This is a genomic window from uncultured Veillonella sp., assembly GCF_905209685.1.
Taxonomy (GTDB): domain Bacteria; phylum Bacillota; class Negativicutes; order Veillonellales; family Veillonellaceae; genus Veillonella.
The window spans coordinates 35,523-49,230 of sequence record NZ_CAJLUB010000002.1; the positions used below are offsets into that span (position 1 = coordinate 35,523).

Annotated in this window: 9 protein-coding genes; all 9 read left to right on the forward strand. The window is 37.1% G+C overall.

What is annotated here, in order from left to right:
* Positions 1–7: 7 nt before the first annotated feature.
* The 9 genes from QZ055_RS00565 (at position 8) to QZ055_RS00605 (ending at position 13,680) form a co-directional block, all read left to right on the forward strand.
* Positions 8–8,092 (forward strand): hypothetical protein, encoded by an 8,085-nt coding sequence (locus QZ055_RS00565; RefSeq protein WP_295823953.1) that lies wholly within the window; start codon positions 8–10, stop codon positions 8,090–8,092.
* A 61-nt stretch (positions 8,093–8,153) separates the two neighbouring features.
* Positions 8,154–10,631, forward strand: a complete 2,478-nt coding sequence (locus tag QZ055_RS00570) for a glycosyl hydrolase family 28-related protein (protein WP_295823954.1) — start codon at positions 8,154–8,156, stop codon at positions 10,629–10,631.
* Complete coding sequence (locus tag QZ055_RS00575; protein ID WP_295823955.1) at positions 10,631–11,116, forward strand: hypothetical protein; 486 nt, start codon at positions 10,631–10,633, stop codon at positions 11,114–11,116. The genes QZ055_RS00570 and QZ055_RS00575 overlap by 1 nt, the downstream gene beginning before the upstream one ends.
* A 2-nt stretch (positions 11,117–11,118) precedes the next feature.
* Positions 11,119–11,664 carry a hypothetical protein gene (locus QZ055_RS00580; RefSeq protein ID WP_295823956.1) on the forward strand — a complete coding sequence of 182 codons (546 nt, stop codon included), beginning with the start codon at positions 11,119–11,121 and terminating at the stop codon, positions 11,662–11,664.
* Positions 11,661–11,852, forward strand: a complete 192-nt coding sequence (locus QZ055_RS00585) for a hypothetical protein (protein WP_295823958.1) — start codon at positions 11,661–11,663, stop codon at positions 11,850–11,852. Before QZ055_RS00580 ends, QZ055_RS00585 begins: the two co-directional genes overlap by 4 nt.
* Positions 11,853–11,857: 5 nt before the next feature.
* The gene (locus tag QZ055_RS00590; protein ID WP_295823960.1) at positions 11,858–12,517 is read left to right on the forward strand and encodes a hypothetical protein; all 660 of its coding nucleotides are present in this window, start codon (positions 11,858–11,860) and stop codon (positions 12,515–12,517) included.
* Positions 12,518–12,614: 97 nt separating this feature from the next.
* Entirely contained in the window at positions 12,615–13,100 is a 486-nt protein-coding gene (locus tag QZ055_RS00595; RefSeq protein WP_295823961.1) for a hypothetical protein, read from the forward strand.
* A gap of 64 nt (positions 13,101–13,164) precedes the next feature.
* Entirely contained in the window at positions 13,165–13,332 is a 168-nt protein-coding gene (locus QZ055_RS00600; protein WP_295823962.1) for a hypothetical protein, read from the forward strand.
* A 177-nt stretch (positions 13,333–13,509) separates the two neighbouring features.
* The gene (locus QZ055_RS00605; RefSeq protein ID WP_295793294.1) at positions 13,510–13,680 is read left to right on the forward strand and encodes a hypothetical protein; all 171 of its coding nucleotides are present in this window, start codon (positions 13,510–13,512) and stop codon (positions 13,678–13,680) included.
* Positions 13,681–13,708: the final 28 nt, after the last annotated feature.

Genomic DNA, 13,708 nt, shown 5'->3' on the forward strand with positions numbered 1-13,708 from the left:
TGGAAATATGTCTAATAACCCATGGAAAATTGAACAACAGAAAATCAACCCATTTATTAACAAGGATGGCGATCATGGAGAGTTAGGCACACCTGTTAATGGAGTTGTAGGTAATGCGGTAGATGCGGTAAAGCAAGTAGGGAATGCATTAGGAAGTTTATCGGATGCACCTTATCTAGTCGATACAACTGGTAGCGGTAAGGATAGAACTTTACAAACTGTATCTACTATTGGCGAGGCTTTAAAGGAAAACCCTATTATAAATAACCCAGCCTTGCAAGCTGCATCCGCACGTTTTATATATGCATCTAGTGATGCGGTAAAAGCTAATGCAGCATTAGACTATGCGAATAAACTTAATATCGGTGCAGATGTTATTTTGAATAGTGGTGAAACAGGGTTCACGAGAGCAGCTTATCTTGCTAATCAAGTTGATAGAGGTCGAACAGTACAGTCTTTGTATGATGAATACCCTGAACTATATAAAATAAAATATGGTTCACAGTCCGAGGCTATTTATGGTTTGGAGAATTTACAGTCTATCAAATCTACTCATGGTATATGGGATAGCATCCAACAGAATGTATGGTCTATCAATGATCAGATGAAATTGGGCGATGCTGGTTATGAATTATCCAACACTACAGACCCTAAGAAAATCGAAGAATTAACAAATGAAATTCAACGATTACAAACTAACCTTTCAAATTATCGTCATGCAGATGGACTAGATATAGCACAAGCCGTAATTGGTGAAACCGCAGGGCAAGGCTATATGATGGCTAAACAAGGCGGTATAGGTGCGGTAGCTGGTGCAGTTGCTGGTGCATTAATCGGTGGCTTGGCTACAGAGGGTGTAGGTGTAGGTGCTGGTGCTGCTACTGGTGCTAAATGGGGTGGCGGTGCTGACATGGCATACAATATGTATAAAATGTCATTCGGTAACAAGTACATCGAACTCATCCAAAAGAAAGATGCAAATGGCAATCGTGTATACACAGACCAAGAGGCTAATCAATACGCTATGTCTTATGCTGCTATTGATGCTGGTATTGAGTTTGCAGCAACCGCAGCTATGGGTAAAGCGTTTAAAGCGGTAGCACCTAAAGGCATGATTGCAAAAGCTATTAGTGCTGGCGTTGGTGATACAGTTAAAACATTTGATAGAGGTATTGGAACAACTGTTGCACAGATGGCTAAAAACTCTATTAAAGCTGGTGTACCTGAACTCTTTGAAGAGGGCTTGCAAGACGTAAACGAAAAGGTACAACACAACCTAACACGTAAAGATAATGACCCAGAGGGTTATTATAGCGTTGGCGATATTGCTATCGGTTCGCTAGATGCTATGAAACAAGCGTTACCAGCGGTAATAGGTTTTGGTGCTATCGGTGGTGCAGTAGGTGGTGTACGTACTGCAAAGGCTTTCCGTGATTTTCAAAAGCTAACACCAGAGCAACAACAAGCAGCTATCATCGCAGAACAAAACCGCAATGGCGCAGTCATTATGGATAATGTACGTAAGGATAGCACTACCAATAAAATCGCAAAAGAAAACCCTGAACTCTACGGAAAAATCGTACAAGCACAGGGCGATAAGGTTGGAGTATCAACTCAATATGTAGATGTAGCAGAATTAGTGCAATCTGAAAACGGACAACTTGCTATCCGTGATATGGTCGATAACGGCTTAGTTACACAAGAGGAAGTAAAAGCAGCTATTGAGGCGGATGCACCTGTTGAAATTCCTATTGGTAGCTATGCACAAGTATCCATGAATTTATCCGATGAAACTGTAGATGCATTGAAACAAACCTCTTACTTTACTAGAGGCGGTATGTCATTAGCTACGCTAGAACGTGCAAAACAAGAAGTAGATGTAGCAAAATCTGTATTGAAAGATGATACCTCTAAACGTGCGGAACGTATCAAGGATGATATTATTCGTAATGAATTTGAGGGGGCATCTGATATAGATCGTGAAGTACTTAATGAGGTACTATCTGACCCTACGAATATTAAACGTAATTTTAATAACTTGTTGCACACGTTAAAAGAACAGTATAGAGAAACATATGCAAGCGACTTTGACAATGCAGATAAATCTATCAATGATGCGGTAAGTACTAGTATTGAACCACAATGGCTAACCGATTATAAAGCTAACAATGGCGGTAAAGCACCACGAACTAATGCAGAACGTAGACGAGCAGCTTATGAGTATAGCCGAGCAACTACAACTGCAAGCCTTGATGGTAACGCTGATGCACTAGCACAATCTGATGCACATTATGCTGATATGGAACATATGTTGATGCAAATCGAAAGTTTAGAGGCTATGAAAGATAAAGTCTTTGAATTGGCGAACAATGACATAGCGTTACGAATGCAGTTGTCAAAAAGCGGATATGATGTGTATAACGAAGTAGTTAAAGCTATTAGTGAAAGCACAAATAGAAAACAACGTGAAACTGCAAAAGCAAATGCATTATTGATGGCACAACACGCTGATATAATGGCACAATATATGCGACAAATGGGTAAAGGCGGTTATACTGCTATGGATTATTTCCGTGATAGCGTGCGAATCAACATGAATGCTAAGTATGACAATCAAAAAGGTTATAATCAAAATACAAAAGCAGTATGGGAAAGTAAACTAGATAAAGTATTAAGTGATTGGGCTAACAATGTAGATAATGCTAATAATATAGGAAGTAAAAAAACAATAGATATAATGGATTCACCATTAGTCTTTGACTTAATTAATCTTGACTTAAAAAGAATCAAAATTACAGGCGGTGTTTTGCATAAAATATTGCGTGCTCCTGTATTTGATTCTAACGGTAAAAGAATTTTATCTGGACATAATGATACAGTTTCCATTGATATGTTGAAACAGTTACCTAATACCATTGCAAATCCATCTGCAATATTTAGTGCAGATAATGGTCAAAAAATTATCATTATAACTGAAGTGATTGGTTTAAACGGAAAGCCTATAATGATGCCGATATTATTGAACAAATATAATAATAGAGGTGATTATCATGTTGTACAATCTTATTATGCTAGAAATACCAATATAGCGTATTACGATTTGTTATTGGGTGGGGATTTAATATATATAAACAAAGAACGACTTAGTAATAATCCAAAAAACCAGCCACCATGGCTTGGGGGGATTAAACTAAGTCGTTCATTTATTAATAGTATACCAAACGAAAATGATTTAGACAATCTCCGAAAGAAACATAATTATCAGTATTATCAAACTGCATGGCATGGTTCGCCACATGACTTTGATGAGTTTGATTTAGGTGCTATTGGTAGCGGTGAGGGCGCACAATTTTATGGTTGGGGTTTGTATTTTGCTAAAAATAAAGAAATGGCAAAAAACTACAAAGAGGTTTTATCTAATGTCCATGAAACTGATAAATCATCTTTATTTAAGGTTGATATTCCTGAAAGCAATAAAATGTTGGACTGGAATCAAACCCTTAACATTCAGCCAAAAGAAATTCAAGAACAAATTATTGATGCTATAAACAGTTTAGATACATTACAGAAAGATGCATTTATAAATGCTTATCGTTCTGATCATTCTTATAATGGTAATAGACACGTTAAAGAAGTTAATGATATTTACCAAGGCTTAGAGACTGATTTAAATTACGTTGGCAAGTATGAAGAAAAAGAAACATTAAATAAAATTGTACAGAGAAATGCTGATAGACTAGCTAAAAAGTATGGTTTTGATGATTGGGGTAGTGCTGATAAAAATAAGTTAAAAGCTATCATTGGTGATAATTTAGAAAAAGCACGAATTGAGTTAGATGCATTAACACAAGAAGATAACCAAAAAGTTATAAGCTATAAAGATAACATAAATAATCTTTTTAGTGAGGGTAATTCGTTTGGCTTAAATATCTATAAATCACTATCGACTGCATTAGGTGGTGATAAACTAGCATCTGAATATTTGAATGAACATGGTATAAAAGGTATCACATATGAGGGCATAGAAGATGGACGATGCTATGTAGTGTTCGATGACAAGGCAATTAAAGTCATTGAAAAGTACAACCAATCTGTTAACGGCATGACAGAGATCATGAAAGATGGTGAGCGCATTATCAGCATTTTCAAAACCGCAGATAGAAGTACATTCTTACATGAAATGGGTCATGTATTCTTTGATGATATTCAAAAACTAGCATCTATGGAAAACGCACCTGAGCAACTTGTAACAGATTGGAACAAGTTGAAAGAGTGGAGCGGTTGGGTTGATGGTGAAAACGTAGACAATACGAAAGCACATGAGAAATTTGCACGAGGTTGGGAAAGCTATTTGCGAAGTGGTGAAGCACCAACAAGTGCATTGCAAAGAGTATTCCGTCAATTCTCCAAGTGGCTAACATACATTTATCGTAGCGTTCAACGATTAGGTGGTGAAGTACCATCTGATATTAAAGATGTTATGGCACGTATGATCGCAACCCAAGAGGATATTGAGGCATACGCAGAACAACAACAACTAGAACAGTTTGAAAAAACCGAACTGTATAAGCAATTATCAGAGCAAGACCAAGCACGTATGCAGTCTTACATTGCAGATGTAAAAGAAAAAGCAAAAGAACGTGTGATGCGAAAACTCATGAAAGAACTTGATAATAGACCTATCAAGGAATGGGATGAAGAAAAGGATGCAATACAAATCGAAATCGAAAAACGATTGATTGAGCAATATCCTATCTACAAAGAGCATCAACGATACAATGTGTTTGGTGAAAGTGCGTTGAAAGATACACAGTACAAAACTGTTGAAGAGTTGGAGCAAGCGGAAGTAGAACAAACTGGCGCTACATTTAACGATGCTATCAATCAAGAAATGGACAATGCGAAAGCAGAGTTTATGAGTGATAACAACGTAGGCAAAACTAATGAACAGATAGCAGAGGAAATCTTACTTAGTACACAAGGTCAAATGAAACTCACCGAAGAAGAAAGTAAGATTATCCAACAATCTACTAATCGTGAATTGGCCAAGAACTGGGCTTTATTAGAACGCATTCGTAAGTTAGATGCTAACGCAGAAACTATCGATACAGAATTAGACGAAATCGAAAAAGAGGTTAAGCCTACTAAATACGATGAGTTAAAATCTGATAAGAAAAAAGTAGATGCTGCATTGACTGATACTACTAAGCAATTAGAAAAAGCAGAAGAACGTATCAAACGCTTACAAGATATGTTAAATAACCGAATCAACAATGTACGTTCTATCCGTGGTGCTGGACTTGGTACAATTTCAGACTACATGGAACGAGCAAGAAAAGAGTTAGGTGCATTGCCTATCTCTAATGCTATTCAGTTTAAAACGTATCAAAATAAAGCGGTTACTGCTGGTAAGAAAGCAGATAGAGCCTTGGCGGTAGGTGATGTTGATAAGGCACTTGGCTTTAAGCGTGAACAGATGCTACAACAAGCAAGAGCAAGGGTAGCGTTTGAAAACTTTGAAAAGTCCAAGAAGTTGCGATTGAAATTGAAACAACAATTACAACGCATGACTAGACCTAAGAACCCTATTGCTATTGAACCTAATATGCGTTATTTCTACGCACATATGGCATACCAAATGGGTTTAACTAAGTACGATGGACTAGCACCTACTGATGGTTTTGATATGGATAGTGTGTTAGCTGCATTAGATCCTGATGTTGGTATTCTAAATCAACAATCTATGGTTCAATTAGAACCTTGGATAGTTGAGATGTTCTACTCTAAAACACCTAAACCATTCCGTTCTATCACGATGAATGAGTTAGAAACCTTAGAAGAACTCATGACTGGTATGTACAAAAACGGCAGAAATGAGTATGAGGGTACAACAATCTTAAATGATGCTGGTGATAGTGTTTCGTTTGAAAATGCAGTACAAGATATTATTGGTGAGGCTACAGAAACATTTGGTGGTGCAGAGGGTGATGTGTTTAACAAACTCAACAACCAAACTAAGATGGATGCAGTAAGCGGTAAGCTATATGGTTTCCATTTAGCATTAATGAAAGTTGAAACATTCTTACGTAGAATGGGTGGCGGTAAAAATGGGTTCGCAGTTAAATACATATATGACCCTATCAGTAGAGCGACACAAGCATTCAACGAACGTAAAGAAATCTCTATGCGTAGATTGGCAAAAGATGTAGGGATATATTCCAAACGTGAATTATTTGATATGCGTAATGACCACTTGTACACAGTTGGTGAGTTATACGGCTTAACCAAAGAGCAACTTATCATGATTGCCCTTAACTGGGGTACAGAGAGCAATAGGCAACGTGTAATGGAAACCACAAAAGCAAATGAGGTTGAAATTGAACGTGCATTCCAAGAACACATGACTGATAAGGACTGGGAGTTTGTTATTCGTACATGGGATCATATCAATTCGTTTTATGAAGAACGCAGCCGAGTACAAGAGGAATTGTACGGAAACCCATTGAAGAAAGTAAAAGGTTTAACATTTACTATCGGTGGTAGAAACATTGAGGGGCAATATTTCCCAATCGTGTACAACCCTAAAGTCAATGCATCCGTTAGTGATAACCAAGTTGAAGATATTGCTAAAACTATGGTAAGTAGTAATGCAGTATGGGGTACTGGTATGAGCGCCACTAAATCACGTTTGGATGTAGTCAAAGATAAATCATTGTTACTTGACTTTGATGTAATTCCTAATGCTATTACAGAGGCTATTAACCACGTTACAATGCGTAAAGCGGTAACTGATGTTAATAAGCTAATCAGTAACAGAGAATTGCAAAACTACATTGTAGATAAATTCGGTGCTGATACTTACCAATTCTTACGAACTTGGGTTAGAGATAACTGGCAAGATGAACCAGCAAAGGTTAGTGCGTTTGATAGATTAGTACTTACACTAAAGAAAAATACATCAACCGCAGTCATGGCTGGTAGAGTATCGGTAGCATTACAAAATGCGTTGAACTTACCAGTGGCGTTTTATCGTATCGGTGTAGGCAATACGATTAGAGCAATCAATCATGCTGGTTTAGGGTTCTATGGACACGGAACTACTACGTATAACAACACTAGAGATTTTGTGTTAGCACAATCAGTCTTCATGCGTGAGCGTGTTCAAACTTTGGATAAAGACTTGAAAAAAGGCTTATCTATTGGCGGTAAAGGCATTCGTATTAATGACACTAACATTGCTAATTATAGAGCAGAACAACTAGCAGATATTCGAGATGATATAAATCAAATGGGTTTCAGATTGCTTACGGAAACAGACTTTGCCTTATCTATCCCAGTATGGAAGTTTGCATATGATCAAAAGCAAGCGGAACTAATTGGTAAAGAGGGTGTAAGCCCTGAATGGATAGAACAACAATCTATCGAGGCTGGCGATAGAGCAGTCAGAGATATATTTGGTAGTGGTGATACTAAAGATGCTGCTGCTATTCAACGTGCTAGAAGTTCTGTTATGCAAATGTTCGTACCATTCTATTCCTACGCTAATACGCTTTATAACATTATTACGGAGGGTAACTACGCACGGAAAGATACAGGTGATTACGCAAGGTTCGTTAAAATGCTGTGGTGGACATTGATTTCACAAGCAGTAGGTATGATGGCTTACAAAGCTATGACAAATGGTGATGATGATAAGCCTGAAGATTTAGCTAAGTCATTTATCGAAGAATTAGTTGCACAAGGTACTATGGGTATTCCTTTGGTTAGGGATATAACCAATATGGCTATGAAGTTTGTATTGGGAGAAAGACCTTATAATAAAGGAAACACAGTATTAGCTACAAGCATAGCAGAAAAATTCTACGATGTTGGAAACGCTATTATGTCAGACAAGAAAGATGGTGTTGATTTAGGCAGAAGTCTTAGTCAGTTAGCGAACAGGGCAACTGGTTTTAGTGATACTGTTACAGATGGACTATGGACATTAGCTAAATATGCGTTCACCGATACCGATGCAAAACTAGAAGATGTAATCATGGCTATTGCATTTGACCGCAGATTAAAAACTAAAAAAGATAAAAAGAAACATTGATAAATAAGGACTATCCATAATGGGTAGTCCTATTTATATACAACTGAAAGGGGATGTTAAATTGACACCAGAAGTACTAAAACCATCTGTAGTGTATCAATGTGATGGGAGAAATAAGAAGTTTATTTTCCCATATGATTTCGTGCAAATCGAGGATATTAAACTAACTATCGTTGATGAAGATGGTACAGAGGCGGTACAAGTAGGCAATATCGATTATGACGAAAACACCAAATCGGTAATTTACCCAGCTAATGGGGATGCACTAGCCGTAGGGCAAAAGGTTATCCTAGAACGTAAAACACCAATTTCACAAGATATGGACTTGCCTGATGAGTATCCATTCGAGAATATCGAACACGCAACCGATAAGATCATACTCATTTTACAGGAAATGAAAGCGGAACTAGACCGCTCCTTAAAAATTCGAGTGGATAGCGACAAAAACGCTAATGAAGTTGCAAAAGATATTGTAGAGCGTTCCGTAAAAGCTGCTAATGATGCAATTAATGCAATGAATGTTATTTCTGAAAAGTCCGATAAAATTAATGCTAACGCAGATATAATCAACCGATTGGGCGAAGAAATCAAAACAATAGCATCGACTGTTGATGATAAATTGGCCACGGCTAATACCGCACTTGATACATCCTCAACTAATGTTGCGACCGCAGAACGATTAGTCAGAGATGCAAAGGCTTATGCAGGTCAAACAACCGTTGATAAACGAGATATTAATAATCTTGTAGACCAAGCTAAGACCTTAAAGAATGACATTGATAATAAACAAACATCAATAGCAAGTAATGCTATCAAGGCAACAGATGCTGCTAAACGTGCTGAAGTCGCAGCAGCTAAAGCAGAACAAATTGCATTGCCTAATGGCGGTGGCTTAATCACAAAAACAGAGGCAGATACAAAGTTTATTCCTAAAGATAGCTTGTATGGCATTGTTTCCGTAAAAGACTTTGGGGCGGTAGGCGATGGTGTAGCAGATGATACCGCAGCATTTAAACGTGCTAACGATAATCTAAAAAATAAAATCTTGTTGATACCTAATGGCATCTACAAAATCAATGAGCATCTATCGTTTAACACAGTCGATAGCGTAATGGATATGGGTACTTATAGCAATATCAAGCCGTTCTATCCGACTGAAACACCAATGCTTAAAGGTGCAAATAACATTGCGTTTGTAAAAAACATCCAATACGGCGATGAGGTGAACCAATGCCAAGGGTTCACTTACAATGATAAAAAGAACGTGTTCGTATTAGCTTGTATCAATAGCGATGGTACTAATCAAGTACTCTACGAACTCAATTCATCCACGTTTGAAATTGTAGGTACGTATAAGTTTAATGACCCAGATAAGATGGGGCATTGTAACACTATGTGCTATAACAAGAACACTAACAAAATTTATCTTGCCAATGGCTTAAAAAATGGTAATAACCTAACAGTACTTAATGCAGACACAATGCAATATGAACGTACTATCACATTGAATGAACGTGTATTTAATATTGGCTATGACCCAATCACACGTACTTATGTAAGTATCGTACCTATTAGCGGTCAACAACGCTTGCGTGAAATCAACTTATACAATGATGATTTTGTGAAAATGAAAACATATCAAGTTGATTACCAATACGATGATTTTAATAACAATGGTGCTTTCATGTTAAATGGATGCATTATGAGTGCTACTTTGGGTAGTTTAGTAGAATGTACACCATTTGGCACAGTTAAACAGATTATTGAAATCAATAGAACTACTGAAATTGAAGATATAGCTTACTACAACGGAAAATTCTATTTTGCGGTCTTAACAGAAAAACCTAATAAGAGACACCAAGTTGATATTTATGTTGGTGATCCAAATAAAGATTATCAAAACTCTATCAATACTGCACGATTGGCAACGCTTGATTACTTGAAACTAACTGGCGGTACATTGAATGGCGCACTTAAAATGGCTAATAACATTTTGATTGAGGGTTATAAACCTGATGGTCATGGTGTTGGTATGGCTAAGGTGTCTACCGCTGGTAACGTAGAACTTGGCGATAACTCCGTTAATACGTTTATTAAAGGTAAGGAATTTAAGCACTATGATGGTACAGATAGTTTCACAGTACTTACCACCAAACATTACGGAACGGCAATTTATAAGAAAAAGGATATAGACGATAACTTTGTTAAGAAAACAGAAGTAGACCAATTAGGTTTTCCATATACGAAAATTGAGGCGGCTACAGACTGGAACACACTCACAACACAAGGTGCAATCGAAATCAATTTTGATGGCGGTGCTAACAACCCACCACGTAGCCATAAACAAGGCATGTTAATCGTAATGAATTTTGGCAAAGGTGCGATGATAGACCAAACATTCCATGCGTTTAATGGTGAAACATATCATCGTATGTTCATGGCTGGCACATGGAAGTCTTGGGGCAGGGTTCAAACATCCTTAAATAGCCGATTGAAATTGTGGAGTGCTAATGGTGGAAATGAGGTGTATGTTGAATAATGCCTAACTTAAAAGTTAAGAAATGGAACGATACACTAACATTTGAACTAACTGATAACTTGCGTGATGTAGGCGAAAAGCGACTACCAATAGTTATTAATGGTAAAACATATTATGCACGATTAGGGGCGGATAAAACCGCCCTTGTGGTGCAACGCACATCTAATGGTGCTAAGAGTTATGTTCAAACAAGTCCTATTTTATTTACTACTTGGAATTGGCAAAAGTACCCTGCAGACATTAGGGGTACAGAAAAAATGTTTGTGTACTTACCTAAAGGTAGGTATAGAGCGACTGTTAATGGACAAAATGATAAAACAAATGAATTTACGATTGCTACATCAACAGATATTGAAGTTAATGTAAGTTTAGGTAATAACGTAGAGGGCGCACAAAAAGCAACATTTAATGTTAATGGGTGGAGAGATTGGGTGTACCTCACTAGGCATTTACTAAAAATTAAGATAGAACGAATTGGGGAGTAAGTATGATTGAAGTTGTATTATCACCTTTTTTAGCAGAGGGGTTTAACGTAGTAGAGGCGGTGCGAATATCACTAGCTATATTTACGAGTGTTGTGTTGGTTTTTATTGATACATTGTTGCGTGTCTTAGTTGAGGCACGTAACTACAATCTAGCCACGAATAGAGAGTGTACTTTAAAGAATACTTTCATGGCCATCATTTGGCGAGGTTGGGCGCCAGTCGAAATCAATGGCAAGATACATAGATTTTTAGTAAGCGGAAAGCTAAGGGCAGATATGACTAAGAAGTTAGTTAAATCTTATCCTTGGCTTTTCTTATTGTCATTTATCATGTTGATATTGCCTGATGTAGATGTTCCTGTATTAGGCAGAATTGATGTATTTCTATCCACCTTAATATATCTAGTACCTATCGTGGTTGAGTTAGCAAGTATAGTTGAAAACATGATTGAACTTGAATTTGTGGAAAGTATATGGTTTCAACGTGCGATGAATTTGTTTAAAGAGTTGATAGCGTTCGTTAAATCAATAAAGGATGCGATTAAATGAAGATACATTATGAGGATACTATAACCTTAGTAGCACTAGCGACTGCATTAATCATGACTATTTATCTTGAACAGAAAGATTTGGCAAGTGTAATAGTTGGTGTGTTAGGCGGTTATATCGGTGCTACTGGTGGTGTTAAGCGTTCCCAATATATGAATGGGGGCAGCAATGACAAAGAAAAGGAGTAATTACAATGGCTGAATTAGGACAGTTGAGTGCTGAATATGAAAGTAATGGTGATCCAGCGTGTGTATCTAGTGGCATCAATGATGCTGGCGGTATCTCTTATGGTACATACCAACTAGCAAGTAATTGTGGTAGTGTTGATGCATTTCTTGGATGGGGGTTAAAGCAAGATGGCTTTTACAAGGACTACGCAAGAGCCTTGATTGATAGTGGTGAAATCAATTCTGATGGCTTTATTGCTAAGTGGCAAGAGTTGGGTACGCTTGATGCGGTAGGCTTTGAGAAAATGCAGCATGACTATATTAAAAGTGCTTACTATGATGTAGCGTGTGAGTACCTAAGACAGAATATGTTTAATGTGGAAAAACATTCCAATGCATTAAAGGATGTAGTGTGGAGTCGAGCGGTACAGTATGGTACTGGTGAAATCGTTAATATGTTCAATGATGCGTTGAAGTTAATGGAAAAAGCATTAGATATCGAATTAACAAATCTATCCTATATCGATGATAAGCGTTTTGATTATGACCTTATCGCTGGTATCTATGATACGTGCATGAGCCTTGAATGGAATAGTAGCGTGTTACGTGAAAGTCTAAATAATCGATTTGCTGATGAAAAGTTTAAGGCTTTAAAAATGCTAATGGAAGAGGTAGAGGGGGCATAGGTGAATGTTTTATCTACGTAAGGTACTAACTTATATAAAAACACATAAACGCACCGCACAGGTGCTAATTCCTATGTTGGTATTTATGTTAGTGTGTATGGGATGCTATCATTTGTATAAACAGAAACAGGTTGAAAAACCAGTTGTAATCACACAACAACAATCTAAATCTCCAAAGGAATTGGCCAAGGCAATTCATGTTACAGAACAACAAGCAAAAGAAGTTATTTCCATTAGGGAAAAAACTCAACCAGTAGCGACTTATTACACACAAGCACCGACTGTAGAAAAAGCTGCAGAAAAGGTTAAACAGGATATTGCACATAGCAACCCTAATTTACCTAAAGCAGCGACTGAAAAAACTGATAGAACGGCTGTAGTTGCTAATACAGAGGAACAAAAAGTTGATGTGTATAAAATAAATCTAAATAAAGAACATAAGATAAAAGCTGGTGTTACTGTGATTGATAAAAAGATGTATGAAACTATCGGCTATCAAGCTGGTAGAGTTGAAATGCTAGGGCATTTTGAGGGAACACAATTTAAAGGTGGTAGTGTACTTTATACAGTAAAGGCATGGTGATCTAATCTATCTCCGAGTTACACGGCTTGTAACAACTACTTATTCACTAAGAAAGGGAAACATTATGGCACAAGTATTTACATTCGATGGAAAAACACATCAATTCGCAGAAGATATTCAACCAAATCAAGAGGGGTTATATATGGCAACTTTGGTTGACCAAGACAACGTGCGTTGTGAAATGTGGTTTGTTAATGGTGAATTGCACCGCTTAGTAGAACTAGATAAATAAAACAAAAAGAGGGTAGCGTAATTGCTACCCTCTTTTTTATTGCCGTCAAAAATTCGTCAAAAAATGAATTTTAAATATTGTGTTTTGTGTAAGTGGTTTTATTAAACCATGATACAAAACTTTGATTATTACAACGTATTTTGAAATTTGAAATAAATTAATAAGATATAACCTTTTATGATTGACAAGAATGTAGATACACCGCCAACTGTAGAAAATCTATATAAAGAAGGCTATCTTACAGAACATGTTAAAACTGCAAAAGATAAGGAATATACCATTACTTATGAAGCGGTTAATGGTGGTACTGCGAAGGCAGTTGTAGTTAAAGCCCCTGATGCACCTTAATCGTAATTGATATCTAGTATTTAGTACT